Here is a 23,597-nt window from a genome sequence, read left to right on the forward strand (position 1 = left end):
CTCTTTTTTTATACGGGGGATATATAGGCGGTTTGCACTATTGATGTCCAAGGCCGAAGCGAATAGAATCATATTAAGAACAAATATTGACGGGATTGTTACTGGTAAGGCAGGCAAGACCTAAAATGTGCTAAAGGAACTACAGACCTTAGTGTGCTTTTTTTGCGCCTATCGGCTGATGCTTTCGCATGTTTTAGGTCTTTTTTTATTCCTTTCGCCGGAGGTCTTTGGATGTGATGGCACATTTTTCATTTTGATCGTCTTCTGTTGATTTGATAGGATAGAAAAATTGGAGGAGGTAGATCCGGGTGCTGCATAAAGAGATTGCAAGAGTTCTCTTGCCCCTCATTGGAGGCGCGGAGAATATCATCAGCATCAGCCATTGTACGACAAGGCTGCGCTTCAATGTCAGAGATGAAGAAAAAATCGATATAGCTGCTATTGAAAAGATGGAGTCTGTGCAGGGGACTTTTTTCAGATACGGTTTGTTTCAGATCATTTTCGGTACAGGTGTAGTCAATAAGATTTATAAGGAAATGATTCAATACAGCGATCCGGCTCCTCTTGAAGAAGCCCGGCGGGAGGCGCCGCCAAACATGAACGTATTGACGCGATTTGCCAAAACGCTGTCAGACATCTTTGTGCCGATCATTCCGGCAATCGTTGCGAGCGGATTGCTCATGGGTCTCATCAGTGTGCTTAAAGAATTCAGCCTCGGCGCTTATGGCGGCCCGCTGATGAAAATGCTCGATATTTTTTCAAGCTCAGCGTTTGTCATTTTGCCTGTGCTGATCGGGTTCAGTGCGGCTAAACAGTTTGGAGCGAATCCGTTTTTAGGCGCTGTCATCGGCGGAATTCTGACCCATCCCGATTTACTCGATCCTTCATTGCTCGGCAGCCAAAAGCCGGAATCCGTCGAAGTATTCGGCCTTGAAGTCCCTTTGATCGGATACCAGGGGACGGTCATACCGATTCTCTTATCCGTCTACATAATGAGCAAAATCGAAAAATTCTTAAAAAGAATCGTCCCCCGTTCTTTAGATTTGCTTGTCGCACCGTTTATTACAGTCATGGCTTCCGGATTTGCCGCGCTGTTTATCATGGGGCCGCTCTCACTGATCATCGCTCATTTCGTAAGCGACTGTCTCGGGTTTGTTTATCATTTTGCGGGGGCCTGCGCCGGATTTTTATTTGGCGGGCTTTACTCCTTACTCGTTTTGAGCGGCCTGCACCATAGTTTTTATGTGATTGAAGCGTCGCTGCTTGCAGATCCCGAATATGGGGTCAATTTTCTGCTTCCAATATGGTCGATGGCCAATGTCGCGCAGGGAGGAGCGGGGCTCGCCGTATTTTTGAAAACAAAGAATGCCGCTATCAGAAAGATTGCGATTCCGGCTTCTCTCACCGCTTTTTTGGGAATCGTCGAACCTGTCATGTTTGGCGTCAATCTGAAGCTCGCGAGACCGTTTATCGGCGCATCGATCGGAGGCGCCATCGGAGGGGCATACGCCGTCTTCACACACGTTGCGGCAAACTCTTACGGATTGTCCGGCATCCCGATGATTTCAATCATTCTCCCTCTTGGCACCGCCAATCTCATTCATTATTTAATCGCTTTTGCGATTGCGGTGATTTCAGCATTCATTGCGACTTTGTGTCTTGGCTTTAAAGATGAAAAAGAATAATTCCGTTTTCATTCATTAAAACAGGATGAAAGGAAGGCAGCTATGAAAGTAAAAAAAATCTTAAATAACAACGCGCTCGTCGTCAAGGATGGCGGCGAGGAAAAGATCGTATTAGGTTCCGGAATCGCATTTCAAAAAAAGAAGAATGATATTGTCGATAGATCTAAAATTGAAAAAATATTTGTGATGAAAGATTCAACAGAATACCGCCAATTCGAGGAGATCTTAAAAACGTTGCCGGAAGATCATATTCAGGTGGCGGAGGACATTATTTCTCATGCGGAAAAAGAGCTCGGGATCAAAATCAATGAGCGAATCCATGTCGCTTTTTCAGATCATTTATCATTCGCGATAGAACGGTTAAGCAAGGGAATGGTCATTAAAAATCCGCTGCTTCAGGAAGTTAAAGTCCTCTATACGAAAGAATTTCAAATCGGCCGCTGGGCAAAGGCCCTCATTAAAGATAAGCTGAAGATCGATATTCCGGAGGATGAAGTCGCCAATATTGCGCTTCATATTCATACAGCCAAAACAAACGCGGGAGATATGACAAAAACGCTCGATCTCACAACGATGATCAAGGATATTATCGAGATTATCGAAGATAAACTCAACATTAAAATAAAGGATGAGACGATTTCGTATGAGCGGCTTGTCAACCATCTCCGTTTCGCCATTCAGCATATTGAATCGGGAGAGACATTTTACGAAATGGATGGTGAAATGATCAGCCTCATTAAAAAGAAGTTTGGACAAGCGTTTATGTGCGCAGAAGAAATCGGGGCATTTGTGAAGCGGGAGTATGGCTTTGAATTTCCGGAAAAAGAGCTGTGCTATATTACCATGCATATTCAGAGATTTTATCAGCGGTCTGCTGTTGTGTAAAGAATGCCTGTGTTTAAGACAAAACGGAGCCCTGTTATCGGGCTCCGTTTTTGTTTAAGGTTTCGATTTCCGTTAAAACCGAATTTTCGATTAGAAATCCTTTTACATTGACGTGCGAAGGGATTAACGGGTGCTGTCGGATGGCGGCGACGCTTTTTTGGACGCCTTCGGCCGCATTTTCGCTCGGTGACAGCCATTCATCGATGCTGCCGTACGGAAATTCCGGACTGCAGTTTTGGAAAAGGTACTCTAAAGTTTGCATTCTATCGCTTAAATCTTTGTTTCTATTTAAAAGGTCAGAAATATCTTTATCTGCCGTTTGCTCGTATTTATCGCGGACAATCCAAATTTCTTCCGCTTTGTTCCGGTGGACAAGGGTAATGATATCCCTCATCATATCACCGTAGGGCTGTGAAATATCAGGGAAGACGCTTTTTAAAACAAGGGCGTTCTCAGGCTGAATATTCCCTGCCCGGCAGATGGTCTGTTCAAGCTGTTTCTCCATTCCGATAATCATCAGTATTTTTTTGTTTTCTTCCATGACATTTCACCTCATTCATTTATCGTGTTTGTCCAGTTCTTCCATTTTCCCTCCGGGTTAATAGATGCCAGGTGGATCCATCCGTTCTCCGCCTTTTGCCGGAAGCTGTGATCGCGGTCAAGGAGACGTTCGATAGCATCATCCGGTGCTTCGATCACGATCAGGAGTCTGAGAGGCGCATGATATATTTCGTCATCCGACCGCATGACGGACTGCCACGGGAGACCGGCCAAAAGATCGCTTGCATTTCCTTGCATGACGCCGAGGCCTGAAGTGACGGTTTGAGTTGCCTTATTTCCGCTTCCATAATAATGCGGTGCGACGGTTGACGCGTAATATTGCAGATTGATCCATTGGGCTACTGTTCCAGGCCCTGAAATGATGCCGCTGAGGATGGAGCCGTCCTCGTCATTCCGCCAGTCATAGCTGTGCAGAAAAGCTCTTCCTTCAAGATCAGCTTCGCGTGTAAGCCGGCGTGTGCCGATGATGAATGAAGCATTTCGTGCCAGCCCCCATTCTGGACGGACTTCGCTCCAATCTTCGGCGAAGCGCTCAACTTCATTCCGCGGATTTTGGTAGCCGAGCTGCGGCAGCTCTTCTAAGCGTTCGGCTCCGACAGTACGGCTCACATCAGGAAGCACCGAGTTGATGCGGTCGAACGCTTGTTGAGCTTTAGCCGGAAGCTCAGGTACATAGAGCCACTGCAGTTCATCCAATGTTGTAATGTGCTCTGCGGCGGCGAATACCGTATCATCCGGAATAAAAATGCCGTCGGAGCGGAGCCTCTGTCTGACGCTCGGAAGGTTGCATAAAGCGGCTAGGACGCGTGCGTTAAAAGCGCCTGATGCGCCTCCGCAGGCGCCGCAGTCCAATGCCGATGCATAAGGGTTATTCGTGCTTCTGCTGGCGTGCCCGCAAATGACAACCAGCGGAGCGAACCGGTCGGTGATCCCCATCATCTTTAATGCCTGTCTGGCATAGGCGGCTTTTTCTTCATCCGTAAATCCGACCGGAATATCGGCATCAGATGTTTCCATACGATCAAGCGAGAGCTTTGCCTGAGGCTTTTTCAGCCATGTTTTCCGCACATTCCGGAAAGTTTGCCCGGCTGTGCGGGGGACCAGGCTGCGCGCGGCCATTTGCAGGCTCAGCCATGGCCCGCTCACTTCGGGAAGGAGCATACCCGCCAATAGATTCTGTTTCATCTTTTTAAAGGCGGAGCTCAGCGAAGCTGCTGCTTTTTTATGTTCTTGATACGATTTAAAGCTTGATTCATCGGCCGTTTCATTTACTCGATGCTGAGGTTTAAGGATGACCGGCAGAGAGCTGTGAGTGTGCTTAGTGCCAAGTTCACACGTTTCGATTGCCAGATTGAAAAAGCCCGCTGTTCCATACGTTTCAAAAGGGCCTGACTTTTCCAATGCCCGTCGGAACGGCTCTGAACGGACATCAATACAAAATGCAAGCTGGGCCAGCGCCGCTTCACTTTTGGCGGCAGCGGCAGGTTTGTTTGCCGTGATGAGGTTCCTTACCTCAGCAGCGTATGATTGTTCCCATGCTTCCAGCCAGATGCGCCTGCGCGTTAGATCATCAAAGCGGCGGGCGAGTGTTAATCTTGCTTTTTGCTCTGCTGCTGAAAGTTTGAGCCATTCGTCAGGCGTCAGGCCGCCCCAATGCAGCCAGGCCGCAATCAAAGGAACGATCTGCATCTCTTTTTCAGGTTTTGGCTTAGACAGCGGCACATAAGGTTCAATAAGCATCCATTCCATTGAAAGCCGGATGGCCAAATACTCGAGAAGCAGCCCTTGTTCGTCCTGCGATTGCTGGGAACGCCAAAGCATCATCCCGGCCCATCCCGGAAGAGAGAGCAAATGAGCTTCAAGGTATGCCTGAACGTCTCCATCAGAAATATCAAGCGCTCGGAGTGCTCTTTTCATCGCGTCCCGAGGCTCCTCCGGCCACCCTTTCAGTCGTTGGCGTTCCGCTCGCGCCAGGGCGGGATCATGTTCAACAAGCTGCCGCCAAGCGCTGTAAAACCCTTTCTCGCGATGTGGAAGCCGCCATGCCGATTGTGATTCATCGAGAAACAGCTTGCACCATTTAATCACATGATGATCAAGAAGGTGAGCGGTTTTTTGTCCGGCAAAAACGCTGAGCGGTTTGATCAAGCGTGTTTTTTGATCATCGATTGTCCCGCGCGCCGCTTGTTTGGCAAGCTTTTCGACTTGCCGGGATCTCAAGAGCTTTTCAGGGATTTCATCCAGCTTGAGCGCGGCTTTGCAAAACGCTTCCGCTGTTTCCCTCTGCATGCCGGGCTGATGTGAATCGAGCCAATGCGTCAGCTTTTTTTCAAGAATGGCCTCATCGATTTCTCCCCTTTGTTTTGCGGAGCGGAAAATGGAGGACTTTGGGTATATATCAACCTGAAGCTGCTGTTTAAGCTGCCGGGCCGTCTGTTCAAATGTCTGTTCTTCAAGACCCATCCACGGATGGCGCGCGGCAAAGGTTTCAATCGGCCAAAGCGGCGCAATGACTCGTGCTGCTGATTGAACCGATTCATCAATATTAAAGTCCGCTGTCTGATGTTCATATTTGAAGATCAATTGTTTAGACAATGTGGGTGCTGCTTTCATGATTGACGACCTCCTTGAGTAAGATATTGGTCAAGATAATTCGGCCGTTCTTCGACCGATTCAAAATGAGGCTCACCCGTTTTTACAAGACGCAGATAAAGTGCGCCGGACCATGCAAACCGCTGCCGAACGATCAAGGCGCCGGCCGCAGTGCCAGCTAACAAAACGACTACCGTTAAAACGGCCGCCATGACGGGTGGTTGCGCCCCCTGTACAACAGCTTCCTTCAGGAGCCCGTGTAAACCGGAATGAATGATGGCAAACGCGAGTGAAGCCCCCGTTAAAATGAAAAGCCCGGCCATTCGTGTGACGCGACCGTCATTGGCTGTGACAAGCTGTCTCCAAGCAATGAACAATGCCCAGCCTAAAACAAGGGCGCTGATCAATTGATAGCCATCGTCCGCAGCTGAGACCCAGATTCCGATGACGACAGTAAGAGCAAAGGCGCCGCCTATCATGTCCCAGAAAAGAGCCGGTCTGCCCCGTTTAGAGGCGAACGATTCATAACGGCGCACCGCTGATCCGGCTTGCAGGAAAAGGGCGGCTTTGAACAGGCCGTGCAAAATGAGGTGAATAACAGCCGCAATATAGGCTCCTAATGCGCATTGGACGAGCATAAAACCCATCTGCGCGACCGTTGAAGCTGCGAGCTGCCGCTTGTAGTCCGTCTGGACGATCATCATGCCCGTTCCGAGCAAGACGGAAAAGACGGCGGGAACAAGCAGAATAAGCTGCAGACCATCACCGCTGAACATCGGTGCGAAACGGGTCAGCATGACGCCGCCTACATTTACGAGTCCGGCGTGCATGACCGCGGAAACGGGAGTCGGAGCGATTGCCGAATCGAGCAGCCAGCGATGAAACGGCCACTGTGCCGCAGGAATCATCACCGTTAAAATGATAAGGAGGCCAATCCCGGTTTTCTCCCATGAACTGAGCTGTACAAGGCTTTCCTCCGCTATGGCGGATGATAGCTGCCAGTGTCCTGTCGCGAGAGACAGCCAAAGAGCGGCTGCTGCTATCGCCAGCCAGCTGAGTGCAAAGATTCGGCCCGCATACAAAGCGGCATTTTTGGCCGGTTGCCACGCGCTGTTTAAGCCGATTAGCGCGGTCAAGCCGAAAAGCGTGATACCCCAGCATAAGAGGAGCCAGCGAAGATCATCGTTCAGCCAGGCGCATGAAGCGCCTCCTGTTGTAAGCGTCAGCAGCACAAAAAATTTACGGTAGGAGCGGTCGCCGAACAAATACCGGACAGAGTAGCGCTGGACGATGAAGCCGATTGTCAAGACAAACAAGGCGATCAGCCAAGCCAGCGAATCCAAGCGCCAAGGAGCTCCAACTTGCCCGGGATTTGCCGTTATCAATGCTGCCAGCGCGGCAAGCGGCGGCAGGGCGATGATCTTGGCGTGAATCCGTACATATGCCAATGGAACCTTTCGATTCAGGACGAGCAGTGCGCTGAACAAACAAAGCGCAAGCGACGCGAAAAATATTTTCAGCCAAAATAAAGAATCTAGCAGATCAAACATCCGGCATCCCTCCGTCGGGATGATGGAAAAGAACATACTGTTTCATGTCTTGCCTTCCTTTCTGAAAACGTAAAAAAAGCCGGTATATTCAGGATCGGCCCATTTCAGCCAATCTTTCTGAATAATACCGGCTTATCTTTAACTCATGTTCATGCTTTAAAGATCTTCCGTTTTTCTATGCCAATTTTTTTTGCAGGTCGTTTGCCAATTTAAATACCATGATCCGCTCGCCAGTGCGGGTGCTGATATCCGTGTGAAAGCTGATCGTCTCTTCACCGGTCAGCTCCTTCATTATGCGGCTCAGTTGTTCTATACCCGATTCCACCAAACCGGAGCGGGTTCTTTTAATTGACAGCAGGCCTTCTTTTGTACTGCAAAGTTCGTATTCGGCGGGTGTCAAAATACCGTTCAGGGAAATGATGACCATATTTCTGAGAATGTCTGTTTTAACAGACACGGAGCCGCGGCCCAAATAGTCTTTTTCCCATTGGGTTAAGGTTTTGCTGATCTCCGCCTCCAGAGACCCCTTTGTCACTTTCTGTTTTTTCAATGTTATATCCTCCTGAAAAACGGTATATTTCTTTTCCTTATACATGAGTATAGGGAAAATGAAATATACCGTCCTATCAAAATGTTAATGTCATACATGGTAAAGGGTGCTTTTTCACGCGACCATAGGGATTATAGCCGAATGCTAAAGCTCTTTTGCATGAGATTACAATTATTGATTTTACGGAATTACTTTTTAAATATCATATCTTTTAAGATTTATGATGTCAATACCGTTCTTTTATGGATAAAAAAGAGGAATACCGTCTTAGCAGACGAGCATTCCCTTGGCAACTGCATCGGCTTTTTCTTTGCCGTTCAGCAATTCGGCAAGCTTGAGGGCAAATGGAATCGTGGTCGCCGGGCCTCTGGAAGTAATGATGTTTCCATCTACGACAACATTTTCATTTGCAGTGACATCCGCTCCTGTTAAATGTTCTTCAACCCCAGGATAGCAGGTCGCTTTTTTCCCGCTGACAAGCCCCGTTTTTCCGAGCGTCATCGTTGCGGCGCAGATAGCGGCGACATATTTTCCTGCATCCGCCGCTTCTGTCAGCGTCTTGTGCAAAGCTTGGTGTTCCAGCATTTTTTTGCTGCCTACATTTCCGCCCGGAAGAATCAGCATATCCGCTTTTTGAAAATCAGCATCCTCAAACATGACGTCTGCCTCGACGACAATGTCATGCCCGCCTTTCACGCTGCGCGATGGATCAAGCGAGACGGTGACGGTCTCGACTTCAGCTCTCCGTAAAATATCAATCGTTGCTATCGCTTCGATTTCTTCAAATCCGCCGATTAAAAAAACATACGCTTTCTTCATGAAAAAAACCTCCTTCGTCTCTACCGTTCATTCTAACTGCGGCAAAGACATTTCCGCAACTGATGAAGTAGACAAATTGAGACACCCGTCTCGTTTTGTCTCTTGTTTTGGAAGGATGTTCGTCTGAAAAGAGCTTCATGTTCGCGTCGGAGAGCTGGCACGATTTTTGCATCATAACGTGTGAGTAAAAAAAAGACAGGAGGTTTTTTCATATGGAAGAGGCACTGACAAAGGAAAAGGCGGTATGGATGTATCAAAAAATGCTGGAAATCCGCTATTTCGAAGATCGGGTTCATCAGCTGTTTGCTAAAGGGATACTGCCGGGTTTTGTCCATCTTTACGCCGGGGAAGAAGCGGTCGCTGCGGGCGTCTGCGCCCATCTGAATGATGAAGACACCATCACGAGCACACATCGCGGCCATGGGCACTGCATTGCAAAAGGGTGCGACTTGAAAGGGATGATGGCCGAGATATACGGGAAATCTGCAGGACTTTGCAAAGGAAAAGGCGGATCGATGCATATCGCAGACTTTGACAAAGGGATGCTAGGCGCAAACGGAATCGTCGGCGGGGGATTTCCCTTGGCCTGCGGAGCTGCCCTCACTGCAAAGTATAAAAAGACTAAAAATGTAAGCGTTTGCTTTTTTGGCGACGGCGCCAACAACCAGGGGACGTTTCACGAAGGGATCAACCTTGCCGCCATCTGGAAGCTCCCTGTCATATTTGTCGCCGAAAACAACGGGTATGGCGAAGCGACGCCGTTTTCCTATGCGTCAAGCTGCGAGTCGATCGCAGATCGTGCGGCCGCCTACGGGATTCCGGGCATTCGCGTGGATGGAAAAGATGCAGCCGCGGTTTTCCAGGCTGCGGGCCGGGCGATAGAGCGTGCCAAAAACGGTGAAGGACCGACGCTTATTGAGTGTATGACATACCGGAACTACGGCCATTTTGAAGGAGATGCCCAGCGCTACAAAACAAATGACGAAAAAGCGGTGCATCAGGAAGAAAAAGATGCCATTGCCGTGTTCAAAAGCGAATTGCTGGCAAAAGGGCTGATGAGTGAAGAAGAGCAGTCACGGATTGAAAAAGAAGTTGAAGAAGCGGTCGAGCAAGCGGTCGCATTCAGCGAAAAAAGCGCTTATCCGGAAGAAACCGAACTGCTGACAGATGTATATGTATCCTATTAATTCATGAAGGGGGAAGGAAACATGACGAGGGAAATCAGCATGTCAGCCGCATTGAATGAAGCGATCAAACTTGCGATGAGAAAGGACGATCACGTCATTTTAATGGGGGAAGATGTCGCAGGAGGAGCGAATGTCGATCATCTGCAGGATGATGAAGCATGGGGCGGTGTACTTGGCGTCACGAAAGGGATTGTTCAGGAATTTGGACGGGAGCGCGTCCTTGATACGCCGATCAGTGAAGCGGGGTACATCGGCGCAGCCATGGCGGCGGCTTCAACAGGTTTAAGGCCGATCGCGGAATTGATGTTTAACGATTTTATCGGCACGTGTCTGGACCAGGTGCTGAACCAGGGAGCGAAGTTCCGCTACATGTTTGGCGGAAAAGCGGAAGTTCCGATTACGATCCGGACGACCCACGGAGCCGGCTTTAGGGCAGCCGCCCAGCATTCGCAAAGCTTGTATGCCCTATTTACAAGCATTCCCGGCTTGAAAGTGATTGTGCCGTCGACCCCGTACGATGCGAAAGGCTTATTGCTCGCTGCGATTGAGGATCAGGACCCGGTTATCTTTTTTGAAGACAAAACGCTGTACAACATGACAGGCTATGTGCCGGAAGAATATTACACGCTTCCGATCGGAAAAGCCGATATCAAGCGGGAAGGCGCTGATGTAACGATTGTCGCAGTCGGCAAACAGGTTCATACGGCGCTTCAAGCGGCGGAACAGCTCTCACTGCAGGGAATCGAAGGCGAAGTCCTTGATCCGAGGAGTCTTTCACCGCTTGATGAGGAGGCCGTCCTTGCATCTGTTGAAAAAACAAACAGACTTGTGATCGTCGATGAAGCCAATCCGAGATGCAGCATCGCCGCGGATATCGCATCATTGGCGGCAGATAAAGGATTTGATTCGCTTGATGCACCGGTTAAAAAGGTAACGGCTCCACATACGCCGGTTCCATTTTCACCGCCTCTTGAAGACCTGTATTTGCCGACGCCGGAAAAAGTGGTGAACACCGTGCTGGAGATGCTCGGAGAAATCTCAACACATACGGTATAAAGATTGGAAAGGAGAGGAGAACATGGCTGTCGAGGTTGTCATGCCGAAATTGGGAATGGCGATGAAAGAAGGTACGGTTTCCGTCTGGAATAAAAAAGTCGGTGAAGCCGTTGAAAAAGGAGAAAGCATTGCCAGCATCAATTCCGAAAAAATCGAAATGGAAATCGAATCTCCGGCAAACGGAACCGTGTTGGACATCAAAGTGTCCGAAGGAGAGGGAGTGCCGCCGGGAACGGTCATCTGCCAGATCGGGAATGAAAACGAACAAACGCCGGAAAGTCAAACAAAACAGCCGGATTCCCCGAAAGAACGGATTAAAATTTCTCCGGCTGCACGCAAAATCGCGCAAAGCGCAAATATAGACATCAAAACGCTGAAAGGCACGGGGCCCGGAGGGAGAATTACGAAAGCGGATGTGCTGCAGGCGCTTCCCGACAGGCCGAACAAGCAGGCGGATAAGGCTGAAGATCGTCCGCCGGCAAGCCCGATGAGGAAAACGATTGCCGCAAGAATGACGGAAAGCCTGCAAAACAGCGCCCAGCTGACGATTACGATGAAGGCGGACATCACGAAATTAACAGCCCTGCAAAAACAGCTTAATGAAACAGCTCAATCCAGGTATGATACAAAGCTGACGATCACTGATTTTGCCGCCAGGGCAGCTGTTTTTTCGCTTTTGGATCATCCGGCCATGAACAGCGTTTATCAAGACGGAAGGCTTGCGACCTTTGATCATGTTCATTTAGGAGTGGCGGCGGCTTTGGACGAAGGCCTGGCCGTTCCCGTCATCCGTCATGCAGAGCGGCTTCCGCTGATCGAACTGGCCAAGAAAATCAAATGGTACGCCAAAAAAGCGCGGGAAGGTAGGCTTCTGCACGACGAAATAGAAGGATCGACATTTACGATTACAAATCTCGGCGCATATGGTGTCGAGCACTTTACACCGATCTTAAATCCGCCAGAAACCGGGATACTTGGAATCGGCCAAATGTATTCGGCCCCCGTCTATCAAGACGGAGAACTGACAAAGGGCGCCATTCTGCCGCTCAGTCTGACTTTTGATCACCGCGCGCTTGATGGTGCGCCTGCTGCAGCATTCCTTTCAGATGTAAAAAAATATTTGGAAGATCCTGCATCGATTCTTTTATAGGGAGAAGGTGGATAGACTGTGACACTCGCGATTATAGGAGGGGGACCTGCGGGTTACGTGGCGGCGATAACAGCCGCCAAGAATAGCAGAGAAGTCATCCTGATTGAAGATGGCCCCCTCGGAGGGACGTGTTTAAATGAAGGGTGCATACCGACAAAAGCGCTTCTTGAGAGCGCCGATATGTTCGAGAAAGTAAAGTCCGCCGGCGCATTCGGCATCGGGCTGGCAGGCGAAAGCCCGACGGTTCAGTGGGAGGCCGTCCAAAGCCGTAAAAGAGAGATCATTCAGCGGCTCGCCGGGGGTATTAAATATTTGATGAATAAAAACAAAATCAAGGTGCTGCAAGGAAAAGCATCGTTCTTGTCGGAACACGACATAATTGTTGAAAAGGACGGAAAACAGGAGGTCATCAATGCCGGGCATGTGATTATAGCGGCAGGAGCGGAACCTGCCGCACTGCCTTTTGCGTCTTTTGACGGGAGCTGGATCATCGACAGCGGAGATGCCATGTCATTGCCGTCCATTCCTGAAACAATTTTTATTATCGGCGGAGGAATCATCGGTTGTGAATTTGCCAGTATATACAGCAGGTTGGGAGCGAACGTAGTGATAGCCGAGCAAGCGGAACAGATTTTGCCTGAGGAAGATCCGGATATTGCCGCCTTTCTGCACACAAGTCTCGAAGAGTCCGGCGTCCGTGTTTTCACATCTGTACAAGTGGAGCGTCTTGATCCTGCCCGGCAGCGCGTCTTTCTGAAAAATGGCGATGACAGCTTTAATATTCAAGCGGATCGATGTCTGGTCGCCGTCGGCCGAAAACCGAGAACTGCTGATTTGAAGCTTGAGCATATCGGAGTCCGATATGACAGGAAAGGGATTCAAGTCAACCAGCATATGCAGACAAACATTCCGCATATTTATGCGTGCGGGGATATCACAGGCGGAGTTCAGCTGGCGCATGCCGCCTTTCACGAAGGAATCGTCGCCGCATCCCATGCCTCGGGCAAAGACATGAAGGTCAACAGTGAAATCATTCCGCGCTGCATCTATACCTCGCCTGAGATCGCAAGCGTCGGCTTAAATGAAAAAAAGGCGAGGGAGCGCTACGGGGATGTTCGTATCGGTGAGTTTCCGTTTTCTTCAAACGGAAAAGCACTTATTTTAAATGAGGCTGCCGGAAAGGTCAAAATCATCACAGAGCCGGAGTATCAGGAAATTGTCGGGGTTTCGATCGTGGGTCCGGGAGCAACCGAACTGATCGGCCAGGCAGCCGTGATGATGCACGCTGAGCTGACGGCAGACGCAATGGAGCACTTCATCGCGGCCCATCCGACTCTTTCGGAAACGATTCACGAAGCTTTGCTGCAAGTCGCAGGCCAGGCGGTTCATTGCTGAATAATGGAAAACTTCGCACAGCAGGTAAGTGCGGAGTTTTTTTTATCGATATTGAAAGCGCTTTTATAATATAATGAGGAAAAAGCATTAGGAGAGGATGGAATGAATCCGACGCCCTGCTATTTAAATACGTGGAAACGTTTTGTTCAGGAGGGGCTCCTTGACCAGGCCCGCTTGAACAAAAGAGTCATGGAATCATGGTACCGCTGCAAAAGCCGAAATGTAAATCCGTATTTAGATAAAGGACAGTCAATTTTAAAAAAGGATTTATTCAACGCTCAAAAAAAGAAACATTCGTTATTCCTCGATATCGCCCTGCCTTATTTACACAATATCAGCCGTGAATTAAAAGAGTCGGAAATGATGGCGCTCTTGATCGATGCCGACGGGTACGTATTGAGTTTGGCCGGATGCCTGAGGACGCTTGAAGAGGCGAAAAAAATCAATTTTGTTGAGGGTGTGCGCTGGACGGAAACAGAAGTCGGCACGAACGCCATCGGAACCGCACTTGAAATCGGCGAAGCTGTCACCATTCACGGGACCGAGCATTTTTCGGTGGCATCCCATCATTGGAGCTGTTCTGCTGCACCGATTCGCGATGAAGACGGCACCGTTATGGGTTTGATTGATATTTCCTGTCTCACGGATAGAAGGCATCCCTTTATGCTTGGGATGGCTGCTACTGCCGCACACGCCATCGAGCGCGAGGTCAGCGTACACACGAAAAAAAACGAAGCCGAGCTCATCAGCCATTGTCTTGAAAAAATCGATTCGGATCAGCCGTTTATCGTCTGCAATGAAAAAGACAAAATCGTAGCTGCGAGCAGATCGGTGCGGGAACGTTTTTCCGACTGGAGGAGAATGGATGTCAATGATCTGTATGAGCGCGGGTTTGCCGGCGTGCACAAGCAGCCGATTTTCTCCGCAAAAGACGGGAGGCCCCTCGGAAAGTCGATGGCACTGGCTGAAGTCTCCCGCAAAAAAACAGCTCCATCACTCGCATCCGGTTTCATCTATCCAGGAGAAACCGGAACAAGCCGGGCGTTTCAGCAGGCGCTTAACGACATGAGGCTTGCGGCTCAGACGGATGCGAATGTATACATATGGGGGGAGACAGGCTCCGGAAAGGAACTTGCCGCAAGGGCCATTCATCAGGCAAGCGCCCGGAGAAACGGGCCTTTTATCGCCGTCAACTGCGGCGCCATTCCTGAAAGCCTGATGGAGAGCGAATTGTTCGGCTATGCCGAAGGTGCATTTACAGGAGCAAAGCGCCACGGTTCAAAAGGGAAGTTTGAACAGGCTCACCGCGGTACGATTTTTCTCGATGAAATCGGTGAGATCCCTTATCAGATGCAAGTGGCGCTCTTAAGGATCATCGAAGAGCGGAAGGTCACCCCGATCGGCGGAACCCGTGAAGTTCCCCTCGACATCAGAATCATCACAGCAACACACCGTGATCTGAAAGATCTTCTCCAAAAAGGAAAGATACGTGAAGATCTGTATTACCGCCTTCATGTTTATCCGGTAAAAGTACCGCCGCTCAGAGAGCGCAAAGAGGACATACCTGATTTGTTCCGCCACTATCAGCAGCAACACGGGTGGAAGGCCGATTTTCCGCCGATTTTTTTCAATCGGCTTCAAGAATATCACTGGCCGGGAAACGTCCGTGAGCTCTTTAATACGTTTGAAAGGCTCAGGGTTTTATTTCCGGACGGCGGGCTGATCGCCCCGTCCCAATACAGCGCGGTGCTGGACGGACTCCATTGGAAAAGCGGCGCACCTTCTGAAGAAGACCGGCTCACATTCAGAGAACGTGTTCAAAAACAAACGATGATGGAAGCTTTGCAAAAAACGAAAGGAAATGTGTCCGAAGCGGCTAAGCAGGCCGGAATTCCAAGAAGCACATTTTACAAGCGGCTTCGAAAGTATAACCTTTAACCTCTCGGCGCCCAAAGCATGACGCTGACACCGGCTAAACAGATCACGGCCCCGGCCCAATCATAGAGGTCGGGGGTTTTTTTGTCCACCAGCCAACCCCAAAGCACAGCCAGAATAATAAATACGCCCCCGTACGCGGCATAGACGCGCCCGAACGATGGAAACGCCTGAAAAGCCGGGATTATGCCGTAAATGATTAAAGTCAGCCCTCCGGCTACCCCGTACCACAGCGGTTTGGCTTCCCTCAGCCACAGCCATACGAGATAGCCCCCGCCGATTTCAGCCAAGCCCGCCAGCAAAAATAAACCGATTGCGATCAGCATCAACAACACACTCCAATTCAGTGAATTGCCTTTATTCTACACGACATAAAACGGCCGGGAAAGTTCCCGTTTTTCGGGAAAATAAACAGAACGCGAGTATAGGAACTGTCTTTCCCGAACCTGTTGGAACGGCTCCTTCAGCATGATATAAGTAAATTGTAAACGCTTATAAGGGGGCTTTAAAAATGGATAAAACGTATTCGATTGTCATTGCAGGCGGAGGAAGCACATTTACCCCGGGGATTGTATTGATGCTCTTGGACAATTTGGATGATTTCCCGATCCGACAGCTGAAATTGTATGACAATGATGGGGAGCGGCAAGACAAGATAGCCGGCGCCTGTGAAGTGTTGGTTCGAGAAAGGGCTCCGCACATTCAATTTTTAGCGACAACCGATCCGGAAGAGGCGTTTTCCGATGTTGATTTTGTCATGGCTCATATCAGAGTGGGCAAATATGCGATGCGCGAGCTCGATGAAAAGATCCCTCTGAAATACGGAGTCGTCGGCCAGGAGACGTGCGGACCCGGAGGGATTGCGTACGGAATGAGGTCGATTGGCGGCGTCCTTGAGCTCATTGATTATATGGAAACTTATTCACCTGATGCGTGGATGCTGAACTATTCAAACCCGGCTGCAATCGTTGCCGAAGCGACGAGAAGGCTGCGGCCGACATCAAAAGTGCTGAACATTTGCGATATGCCGATCGGTATCGAAGACAGGATGGCTCAAATTCTCGGGCTGTCATCACGAAAAGAGATGGTCGTCCGTTATTACGGTCTTAATCATTTTGGCTGGTGGACGTCAATTTGTGATAAAAACGGCAATGATCTGATGCCGGCGATCAAGGAGCACGTCGGGAAGTTCGGCTATATTCCTGAACACGAACATGAAAAGGCTGAGGCCAGCTGGAACGACACGTTCAAAAAAGCGAGGGAAGTATATGAACTCGATCCTGAGACGCTTCCAAATACGTATTTGCAATATTATTTTTATCCCGATGACATGGTGAAAAAATCAAACCCTGAATTCACGCGGGCGAACGAAGTAATGGAAGGGCGGGAAAAATTCATTTTCGGCGAGTGTGAAAAAATCGCAAAAGCCCAATCCAGCGCCGGCAGCAAAATCAAAATTGATGATCATGCTTCATATATTGTCGACCTTGCGCGCGCCCTTGCTTTTAATACCGGTGAACGGATGCTGTTAATTGTTGAAAATAACGGAGCGATCCAAAACTTCGATTCATCGGCGATGGTTGAGGTGCCTTGCATTGTCGGCAAAAACGGTCCGGAGCCGATCACAATCGGCAAGATACCGCAGTTCCAAAAAGGGCTGATGGAACAGCAGGTGTCTGTTGAAAAGCTTGTCGTTGAAGCCTGGATTGAAAAATCGTATCAAAAGCTTTGGCAGGCTCTGATTTTGTCGCGCACCGTGCCGAATGCAAGAACAGCCAAACTGATTCTCGATGATCTGATTGAAGCGAACAAAGCATATTGGCCGGAGCTCTCCGCGGAACATCTTCAGCCGTCGCTTTAAGGATAAAAGCGCCTGGGCTCCTGAGCCATACCGGCCAGCCCAGGCATATCTCCCATTTATTCTCGTATTTTATATAATAGAGACAGAGAATAAATGGGGTGAAAATGATGCAGTTGGAAGAATTAATGAACAAGCATTATAAAAAATTGAACGAAAACGACTTTCATGTTTTGAAATATATTTTGAACCATCAAGACACTTGCTACAAGCTGGGCATCAACGAATTAGCAAAGAAATGCAACGTATCCCGCACATCGATTTTAAGGCTTTCTCAAAAATTGGATTTCAGCGGGTACAGTGAGTTCAGGGTGTTTCTGAAATGGGAGGCCGAGAAACGGGAAGAAGAGCGGGAAGATTGCCGTTCCTTTGAATGCCTCATGAGGGATATGGAAGCAAGCATGAAGTATTTGAAAAATACGGATTTGCGCAAGATGTGTCAGCTCATTGACGAAGCAGACCGCATTTTTGTCTATGGTTCAGGTACCGCTCAGACCACGTGCGCTTATGAGCTGCAGCGAATGTTTGTTTCTCAGCACCGTTATTTGACGGTGATCAAAGATCAAATCGATTTCGACCTCATGTTTCCTGATTTTAGCCCGGCCGATCTGATCATCATCATTTCGCTGTCAGGAGAAACCCCGTCGCTGATTCCGCAGGCACAGTCTCTGTCGGCAAAAGGCATTCCTTTTATCTCTTTGACTAATTTGAAAAATAATCTGCTCGCCCAGCTCACGCCTTACAATCTCTATGCGCCGAGCCAGACGGTGACGGTTTATCCAAAAACGGAGCTGACAGCTTTTGCGCCCTTTTTTCTCGTTGGGGAAGCGCTGTTTCGCAGCTATGTCGACTATGCTGAAGAAAAGAAAAATCAGGAATAACAGGGGGGATTCGCATTGATGCAAAAAGTACAGCGATTCGGAAGCGCCATGTTTGTGCCGGTTTTGCTATTTGCCTTTGCCGGGATCGTCGTGGGCCTCAGCACATTATTTAAAAATGAGCAGCTGATGGGAGCGCTTGCCCGTCAGGACACCTTTTGGTATCAATTCTGGTATATCCTTGAAGAAGGCGGCTGGACTGTCTTCAGGCAAATGCCGCTGCTGTTTGCGGTCGGAATTCCGATCGCACTGGCGAAAAAAGCGCAGGCGAGGGCATGTTTGGAAGCGCTTACTACCTATCTGACCTTCAATTATTTTGTCAGCGCCATTTTGACAGTATGGGGCGATTTTTTCGGTGTTGATATGACACAGGAAGCCGGAGGAACAAGCGGACTTGCGGAAATCGCCGGCATCAAAACCCTTGATACGAACATTATCGGGGCGATTCTGATTTCATCGATTGTCGTTTATATCCACAATCGCTACTTTGATAAGAAGCTGCCCGATTTTTTAGGAATATTTCAAGGCTCTTCATTTGTCGTTATCATTTCATTTGCGATCATGCTTCCGGTAGCGCTTGCGACCGCGTGGATTTGGCCGATGGTGCAGGGCGGCATTGCGTCGCTGCAAAGCTTCCTTGTCGCCTCAGGAGCATTCGGTGTATGGGTTTACACATTTTTGGAAAGAATTTTGATCCCTACAGGCCTGCATCACTTCATCTACACGCCATTTGTTTTCGGCCCGGCCGTAGTTGAAGGCGGAATTGTCACCTATTGGGCGCAGCATCTCAGCGAGTTCTCGGCAAGCTCTGAGCCGTTGAAAGAGCTCTTTCCTCAAGGCGGATTCGCGCTCCACGGAAACTCTAAAATCTTCGGAATTCTGGGGATCGCGCTCGCGATCTATGTAACAGCCAAAAAAGAAAAGAAGAAAATCGTTGCCGGTCTGCTGATTCCGATCACGCTGACAGCGGTGATTGCGGGGATCACGGAGCCGATCGAATTTACGTTTTTGTTCATTTCGCCGCTGCTGTTTTTCGTACACAGTCTCTTGGCCGCGACGATGGCAACCTTGATGTATGCTGCAGGGGTTGTCGGAAATATGGGCGGCGGTTTAATCGAGATTTTAACGCTCAACTGGATCCCTCTGTTTCATCAGCATGGCAGCACTTATATTTTTCAAATTTTGATCGGCTTGTCTTTCACCGCCATTTACTTCTTCGTATTCAGGTTCTTGATTGTAAAATTGGATATCGCCACACCGGGGCGTGAAAAAGACCAGCAGCAGGAGACCAAATTTTATTCGAAAAAAGAATACAAGGCGAAAAAAGAGTCCGAAAAAGAGGTTTCTGCTGCGCAGGAAATGGATGAAACCGATCAGGCGGTTCTTTGCATCAAAGCGCTCGGCGGAAAAGAAAACATAGCTGAAGTGACGAATTGTGCGACAAGACTGAGAGTCAGCGTGTATGATGAATCGAAAGTGGAGCCGGACAGTACGTTTAAGTCCTTTGGCGTTCACGGTGTCGTCAGAAACGGAAAAGCCTTGCAAATTATCATCGGTCTTTCGGTTCCGCAAGTCCGTGAAAGGGTTGAGAAGCTGCTGGATCAATCATAATTGTGCCGGGGAAAATAGCATCTCCTGAAACGACAAATGCAAGTTGCGGAGACTTGCATGTACGATTGGGGGATGCTCTTTTGATGCAGAGACAAGCTAACGCTTCACAGGTTATCCGCATTAGCTCGCTGCATGCCAATTCCCGTTTATTATCTTTTTTTGCAGTTCAGCACGTAAATTTCATTCTTCAGCTGTTCAGATGTTTTAATGACGACTTTTTCGCTGCCCTGAAAATCCAATATGCCGTCGTATCTTTCGATGACTTCGTCAATATGTTTGAAGTGGCGGACATGGGCGCGAGAATCATAGTTAGGCACAGAAATCACCATATCGCTCCCTTGAGGAAGACTTGATAAAAACGCCTTGTCTTTCTCGATATGCTCTAATACTTCCAGCAAAACAAAAACATTGTATTTTTGCAGCATCCGGACGATCGCCTCGTCATATACATTCCCTTCGATGAAAGTAAACGAGGGATTATACCTTTTGGCTTCTTCAAGCATTCCTTTGGAAAAATCGATGCCTAAATATTTTCTGTATCCTTTGTCATATAAAAGCTTTGCGAATCTCCCTGTGCCGCAGCCAATATCAACAATCGTTTCATCTTTGGACTCCGGCAATAGACGTGCAGCTTCTTCATACACCTTTTTCCAAGGGCTTTTTTCAAGCGGAATCAGATGTCGGTCAATAAATTGATCATAAAACTCAGCGGGCATTTCCGTTCCCATGTTTTTCACCTCGAAATCTTTTAAATCATCAGTAATAGAAATATATGTCCGAAAAGAAAATGCGTGCGGGAACAATCCCGCCGGATAAGAAAAATGGATCCATTCATCACCGTTTCCGCTGCTCCAAAAAATCTATTATCGCGTCTGCTATTTCTTGTGCGCGCGCATGATAGGTATGCCGCGAATGAACGAGACGGTAGCCGTTGTCTGTGATACGCTGCCTTTCTTTTTCGTTTTGAAGATAGTATTTTGCTTTATCATAAAAGTCTTCAACTTCACAAGCAATGAAATGGGTGCCGTCTTTAAAACCAAGATCGTAAATATCTTGATTTGGTTCCGCCAGCAACAACGTTCTGCAGGCAGGAGCTTCAAAAAATTTCAACAACGGATAGCGAAGGGTGCTTCCGCACGTGAAAAATATCTTGGCCCTGTTCAGTTCCTGGGCATACTTTTCATTCAAAAAAGCCTGCTTGATTTCTTCTTCATCAGTTATGACATTGCCGGGATGGGGGTGGTGAACAAACCCTTCTTCATGCTTCATGGTCTGCAGTACAGCTTCCCTAAAAAGGTATTTTCCTTTTGGGGGGTATCTTTTGTTTCCTTCATGCACGAGCCCCATGAGCAAATAGTCTATCGTTTTTTTCAACTTCCAGTCCTTGAATATTTCTGGATCAACTGCCCATGGAACCCATCTGAATTTTTCTTCATACTGGGGATATTCATTTAAAAAATGCTCTTTTGTCACTGAAAAAATTAAATCAATTTGGTTTTCTTCGAAATAGCTGCTTCTGATCTGTTGATTAAAATGAGAATCGATCACAAACGCGCCGGTGGGGATGTTTGTATCCTTGAGCCCCCTTATGTTTGGGGATAATGAGAAGCCGTAGGCAATGTCGTAGTGGAAAATGAAATCAGGGCGAAATTGGATTTTGTCCAAAATATCCGGAAGATAGCCGTCTGTATGCCAGTACATGACTTCGGCAAACTCCTCCAGAGATTTCATCATTTTATACTTTACTTCATGTTTGGGCATGGTCTTCCAAAACGTTTTAATCAGAACTAATATTTTCAAGCATCTCCGCATTTCTTTCTCCTCTCAGGAAGTAATCTTTCCCTATTTAATATATGAGGATTAAAAATTGATGTTCAGGCAAGCATGAAAAAGGCGGGGATCTGAAAAATATGCGGAATAAAACGGCAAAACAAAAAGGCGATGCACCTGAGATGCACGCCTTTTTTAATGATTTTCCCGTTCATTGGCGCCGTCCGGATCGATCCATTCCTGCGACCATTTTTCCATTCCTTTAAGGACCGATTCGAGCGCCTGTCCTTTTTCAGTCAGGGAGTATTCGATCCGCACCGGAGTTTCTGGATACACGTGCCGGTGGATGATGCCTTCGTGTTCGAGTTCTTTTAATCTTTCGGATAATAGCCTTCCGCTGATGGGAAGGGAAGATTCTATATGGCAAAACCGCTGCGGGCCGTTAAGAAGCTGGTGAATGATGAATCCATTCCAGCGCTGACTTATCATTTTCATTCCTTTTTCGAATTTCGGACATAAAGATGATAGGCTCATATTTCTCACCTCTCTAGGTCTATTATAACGGTATATCAATGAATGAGCAAAGCTCATAAAATGTCTTGACGTAAGTTTCTTATTTATATATACTAACTTACACAAAGTAAGTAACGAACGAAAAAAGGAGGACACTGCAGACTTCTTATGCGGATGATATGTTGATAGATGGATAAAGTTGGTGTACGTCATTGGTCTTTTAAATAAAAAATAAACTAGAGGAGAAAATAATGAACAACAAATACGAATTAGGTGCATTTATTTTACGTTTGGTTACCGGTCTTACATTTTTGCTTCACGGTCTTTCAAAATTTCAAGGCGGGATTGAAAATACTGTAGGATTTTTCAGCAGTGTCGGAATTCCGGGCTTTCTCGCCTATATCGTAGCGATTATCGAATTGGCCGGAGGGGCTTTAATGATTCTCGGGCTCGGTACGCGTGTGATTGGCCTTTTATTTGCGATTGTCATGCTGGGGGCCATTTTCACTGTTAAGCTATCCGCCGGATTCATGGGAACGGATGGAGGCGCAGGCTATGAATTTGATGTAGCGCTTCTTGCAATGTCTATATACTTGGGCTTGAGCGGAAGCCGCATGCTGTCTCTTGATGGTTTATTCCGTTCCAAAGGGCAGGAGAAACCAAGGAAAGAAGGAAAAACAGATGACGCAGCAAATCCACCCGGGCACTGAGCTCGGATATGTGAAGCTGAAGGTGAGCCGTCTTGAAAGATCGGTTTCTTTTTACAGGGATGTGATCGGTTTTCAAGTATTAAAACGTGACGGAAAAACGGCGGAGTTCACAGTTGACGGGAAAAATCCGCTTCTGATTATTGAGGAAATTCCAAATGCTGTTGTGCTGCCTGAAAGATCGGCAGCAGGCCTTTATCATTTTGCCATTTTGCTTCCAAATCGCAAGCAGCTCGGCATGGCTGTGAAGCATTTGCTCCGCTCCGGCATTGAACTCGGCCAGGGAGATCACCTTGTCAGCGAGGCGCTTTACTTGTCAGATCCTGATCAAAACGGAATTGAAATCTACCGGGACCGCCCGTGCGAGGGCTGGAAGCGTGATGAACAGGGGAACTACGTGATGGGTACGGAGCCGGTTGATGTCCAAGGTCTTCTTGAAGAAGCCGATGGTCACGAATGGAAAGGTCTTCCCCCTGAAACAAAAATCGGACACGTCCATTTTCACGTCAAGGATTTAAAGCTGGCGAAAGAATTTTACCACTCTGTGCTGGGATTTGATATTACAGGAGATTATCAACACATGTCAGCGCTTTTCGTCTCTGCCGGAGGCTACCATCACCATATCGGCTTAAACATCTGGGCCGGACAACATGCGCCATTTGCTCCACTTAATGCGGCAGGCATGGCATATTACACGGTTCTTCTCCCGAGTCAGGCGGAATTGGACTGCATCGTGAAAAAACTGAAAAGCTCAGGTTATGCCGTTGAGCATCAAGAAAACGCATGGTTTGTTAAAGACCCGGCTTCAGGCATTGATATCAGGTTGACTGCTTGAAAAGGCGAAACTTTAGTTTCGCCTTTTTTTTATGCCATTCAATCAAAGGACAACAATAGC

The 23,597-nt window shown here is 48.1% G+C and carries 21 protein-coding genes; 12 read left to right on the forward strand and 9 right to left on the reverse strand.

Features of this window, described 5'->3' with window-relative positions:
- Positions 1 to 308 precede the first annotated feature (308 nt).
- Positions 309 to 1,685: a sucrose-specific PTS transporter subunit IIBC gene (locus M1D67_RS04430; protein ID WP_020450590.1), complete on the forward strand. Its 1,377-nt coding sequence runs from the start codon at positions 309 to 311 to the stop codon at positions 1,683 to 1,685.
- Positions 1,686 to 1,727: 42 nt separating this feature from the next.
- Complete coding sequence (locus M1D67_RS04435; RefSeq protein ID WP_020450591.1) at positions 1,728 to 2,570, forward strand: PRD domain-containing protein; 843 nt, start codon at positions 1,728 to 1,730, stop codon at positions 2,568 to 2,570.
- Between the two features lie 34 nt (positions 2,571 to 2,604).
- Here the strand turns inward: M1D67_RS04435 and M1D67_RS04440 are convergent, their stop codons facing one another.
- The 5 genes from M1D67_RS04440 to M1D67_RS04460 form a co-directional block, all read right to left on the reverse strand.
- Positions 2,605 to 3,111 carry a carbonic anhydrase gene (locus tag M1D67_RS04440; RefSeq protein ID WP_035339184.1) on the reverse strand — a complete coding sequence of 169 codons (507 nt, stop codon included), beginning with the start codon at positions 3,109 to 3,111 and terminating at the stop codon, positions 2,605 to 2,607.
- A gap of 11 nt (positions 3,112 to 3,122) precedes the next feature.
- Positions 3,123 to 5,744, reverse strand: coding sequence for a DUF2309 domain-containing protein (locus M1D67_RS04445; RefSeq protein ID WP_479831627.1), 2,622 nt, complete (start codon positions 5,742 to 5,744; stop codon positions 3,123 to 3,125).
- Complete coding sequence (locus tag M1D67_RS04450) at positions 5,741 to 7,273, reverse strand: NADH dehydrogenase subunit 5 (RefSeq protein WP_105980816.1); 1,533 nt, start codon at positions 7,271 to 7,273, stop codon at positions 5,741 to 5,743. Before M1D67_RS04450 ends, M1D67_RS04445 begins: the two co-directional genes overlap by 4 nt.
- Before the next feature lie 175 nt (positions 7,274 to 7,448).
- Positions 7,449 to 7,823 carry a Na-translocating system protein MpsC family protein gene (locus M1D67_RS04455; RefSeq protein WP_016886253.1) on the reverse strand — a complete coding sequence of 125 codons (375 nt, stop codon included), beginning with the start codon at positions 7,821 to 7,823 and terminating at the stop codon, positions 7,449 to 7,451.
- Positions 7,824 to 8,090: 267 nt separating this feature from the next.
- A complete protein-coding gene (locus M1D67_RS04460) occupies positions 8,091 to 8,642 on the reverse strand; it encodes a DJ-1 family glyoxalase III (protein ID WP_016886252.1) in 552 nt (183 codons plus the stop codon).
- A gap of 212 nt (positions 8,643 to 8,854) precedes the next feature.
- Between M1D67_RS04460 and M1D67_RS04465 the strand changes: the two genes are divergently transcribed.
- The 5 genes from M1D67_RS04465 to M1D67_RS04485 all read left to right on the forward strand — a co-directional run bounded on the left by M1D67_RS04465 (position 8,855) and on the right by M1D67_RS04485 (position 15,368).
- Positions 8,855 to 9,829, forward strand: a complete 975-nt coding sequence (locus M1D67_RS04465; protein WP_016886251.1) for a thiamine pyrophosphate-dependent dehydrogenase E1 component subunit alpha — start codon at positions 8,855 to 8,857, stop codon at positions 9,827 to 9,829.
- A 21-nt stretch (positions 9,830 to 9,850) separates the two neighbouring features.
- Complete coding sequence (locus tag M1D67_RS04470) at positions 9,851 to 10,885, forward strand: alpha-ketoacid dehydrogenase subunit beta (protein WP_479831628.1); 1,035 nt, start codon at positions 9,851 to 9,853, stop codon at positions 10,883 to 10,885.
- 22 nt (positions 10,886 to 10,907) lie between these two features.
- Positions 10,908 to 12,035 (forward strand): dihydrolipoamide acetyltransferase family protein, encoded by a 1,128-nt coding sequence (locus M1D67_RS04475; RefSeq protein ID WP_020450596.1) that lies wholly within the window; start codon positions 10,908 to 10,910, stop codon positions 12,033 to 12,035.
- An 18-nt stretch (positions 12,036 to 12,053) separates the two neighbouring features.
- Positions 12,054 to 13,430, forward strand: coding sequence for a dihydrolipoyl dehydrogenase (gene lpdA, locus M1D67_RS04480; RefSeq protein ID WP_020450597.1), 1,377 nt, complete (start codon positions 12,054 to 12,056; stop codon positions 13,428 to 13,430).
- 102 nt (positions 13,431 to 13,532) lie between these two features.
- Positions 13,533 to 15,368: a sigma-54-dependent Fis family transcriptional regulator gene (locus tag M1D67_RS04485; RefSeq protein ID WP_268489597.1), complete on the forward strand. Its 1,836-nt coding sequence runs from the start codon at positions 13,533 to 13,535 to the stop codon at positions 15,366 to 15,368.
- On the opposite strand, the gene M1D67_RS04490 is transcribed toward M1D67_RS04485, so the two are convergent.
- A complete protein-coding gene (locus tag M1D67_RS04490; RefSeq protein ID WP_161513128.1) occupies positions 15,365 to 15,694 on the reverse strand; it encodes a YnfA family protein in 330 nt (109 codons plus the stop codon). The genes M1D67_RS04485 and M1D67_RS04490 overlap by 4 nt on opposite strands.
- A 182-nt stretch (positions 15,695 to 15,876) precedes the next feature.
- On the opposite strand from M1D67_RS04490, the gene glvA reads away from it, so the two are divergent.
- The 3 genes from glvA to M1D67_RS04505 all read left to right on the forward strand — a co-directional run bounded on the left by glvA (position 15,877) and on the right by M1D67_RS04505 (position 19,712).
- On the forward strand, positions 15,877 to 17,226 hold the full coding sequence (gene glvA, locus M1D67_RS04495; RefSeq protein ID WP_020450600.1) for a maltose-6'-phosphate glucosidase: 1,350 nt from the start codon (positions 15,877 to 15,879) through the stop codon (positions 17,224 to 17,226).
- 107 nt (positions 17,227 to 17,333) lie between these two features.
- Positions 17,334 to 18,104 carry a MurR/RpiR family transcriptional regulator gene (locus M1D67_RS04500; RefSeq protein WP_020450601.1) on the forward strand — a complete coding sequence of 257 codons (771 nt, stop codon included), beginning with the start codon at positions 17,334 to 17,336 and terminating at the stop codon, positions 18,102 to 18,104.
- 15 nt (positions 18,105 to 18,119) lie between these two features.
- Entirely contained in the window at positions 18,120 to 19,712 is a 1,593-nt protein-coding gene (locus M1D67_RS04505; protein ID WP_025810194.1) for an alpha-glucoside-specific PTS transporter subunit IIBC, read from the forward strand.
- Positions 19,713 to 19,861: 149 nt separating this feature from the next.
- Here M1D67_RS04505 and M1D67_RS04510 read toward each other — a convergent pair whose 3' ends face one another.
- The 3 genes from M1D67_RS04510 to M1D67_RS04520 form a co-directional block, all read right to left on the reverse strand.
- A complete protein-coding gene (locus tag M1D67_RS04510; RefSeq protein WP_026580631.1) occupies positions 19,862 to 20,440 on the reverse strand; it encodes a class I SAM-dependent methyltransferase in 579 nt (192 codons plus the stop codon).
- Between the two features lie 106 nt (positions 20,441 to 20,546).
- Entirely contained in the window at positions 20,547 to 21,524 is a 978-nt protein-coding gene (locus M1D67_RS04515; RefSeq protein WP_023855896.1) for a glycosyltransferase family protein, read from the reverse strand.
- Positions 21,525 to 21,677: 153 nt separating this feature from the next.
- Positions 21,678 to 22,016: a winged helix-turn-helix transcriptional regulator gene (locus M1D67_RS04520; RefSeq protein ID WP_020450605.1), complete on the reverse strand. Its 339-nt coding sequence runs from the start codon at positions 22,014 to 22,016 to the stop codon at positions 21,678 to 21,680.
- Positions 22,017 to 22,246: 230 nt separating this feature from the next.
- Between M1D67_RS04520 and M1D67_RS04525 the strand changes: the two genes are divergently transcribed.
- Together M1D67_RS04525 and M1D67_RS04530 are read left to right on the forward strand one after the other, a co-directional pair.
- On the forward strand, positions 22,247 to 22,705 hold the full coding sequence (locus tag M1D67_RS04525) for a DoxX family protein (protein ID WP_048350624.1): 459 nt from the start codon (positions 22,247 to 22,249) through the stop codon (positions 22,703 to 22,705).
- Positions 22,677 to 23,537 carry a VOC family protein gene (locus tag M1D67_RS04530; protein ID WP_020450607.1) on the forward strand — a complete coding sequence of 287 codons (861 nt, stop codon included), beginning with the start codon at positions 22,677 to 22,679 and terminating at the stop codon, positions 23,535 to 23,537. Before M1D67_RS04525 ends, M1D67_RS04530 begins: the two co-directional genes overlap by 29 nt.
- Positions 23,538 to 23,597 lie beyond the last annotated feature (60 nt).

The sequence above is a fragment of the Bacillus sp. PK6-025 genome, assembly GCF_056530265.1.

Coding starts and splice junctions, on each gene's coding strand:
- M1D67_RS04470 (WP_479831628.1), top strand. CDS start 9,851: ATGACGAGGGAAATCAGCATGTCAGCCGCATTGAATGAAGCGATCAAA.
- M1D67_RS04525 (WP_048350624.1), top strand. CDS start 22,247: ATGAACAACAAATACGAATTAGGTGCATTTATTTTACGTTTGGTTACC.
- M1D67_RS04445 (WP_479831627.1), bottom strand. CDS start 5,744: ATGAAAGCAGCACCCACATTGTCTAAACAATTGATCTTCAAATATGAA.
- M1D67_RS04510 (WP_026580631.1), bottom strand. CDS start 20,440: ATGGGAACGGAAATGCCCGCTGAGTTTTATGATCAATTTATTGACCGA.
- M1D67_RS04515 (WP_023855896.1), bottom strand. CDS start 21,524: ATGCGGAGATGCTTGAAAATATTAGTTCTGATTAAAACGTTTTGGAAG.
- M1D67_RS04485 (WP_268489597.1), top strand. CDS start 13,533: ATGAATCCGACGCCCTGCTATTTAAATACGTGGAAACGTTTTGTTCAG.
- M1D67_RS04440 (WP_035339184.1), bottom strand. CDS start 3,111: ATGGAAGAAAACAAAAAAATACTGATGATTATCGGAATGGAGAAACAG.
- M1D67_RS04435 (WP_020450591.1), top strand. CDS start 1,728: ATGAAAGTAAAAAAAATCTTAAATAACAACGCGCTCGTCGTCAAGGAT.
- M1D67_RS04530 (WP_020450607.1), top strand. CDS start 22,677: ATGACGCAGCAAATCCACCCGGGCACTGAGCTCGGATATGTGAAGCTG.
- glvA (WP_020450600.1), top strand. CDS start 15,877: ATGGATAAAACGTATTCGATTGTCATTGCAGGCGGAGGAAGCACATTT.
- M1D67_RS04450 (WP_105980816.1), bottom strand. CDS start 7,273: ATGTTTGATCTGCTAGATTCTTTATTTTGGCTGAAAATATTTTTCGCG.
- M1D67_RS04465 (WP_016886251.1), top strand. CDS start 8,855: ATGGAAGAGGCACTGACAAAGGAAAAGGCGGTATGGATGTATCAAAAA.
- M1D67_RS04500 (WP_020450601.1), top strand. CDS start 17,334: ATGCAGTTGGAAGAATTAATGAACAAGCATTATAAAAAATTGAACGAA.
- M1D67_RS04520 (WP_020450605.1), bottom strand. CDS start 22,016: ATGAGCCTATCATCTTTATGTCCGAAATTCGAAAAAGGAATGAAAATG.
- M1D67_RS04460 (WP_016886252.1), bottom strand. CDS start 8,642: ATGAAGAAAGCGTATGTTTTTTTAATCGGCGGATTTGAAGAAATCGAA.
- M1D67_RS04475 (WP_020450596.1), top strand. CDS start 10,908: ATGGCTGTCGAGGTTGTCATGCCGAAATTGGGAATGGCGATGAAAGAA.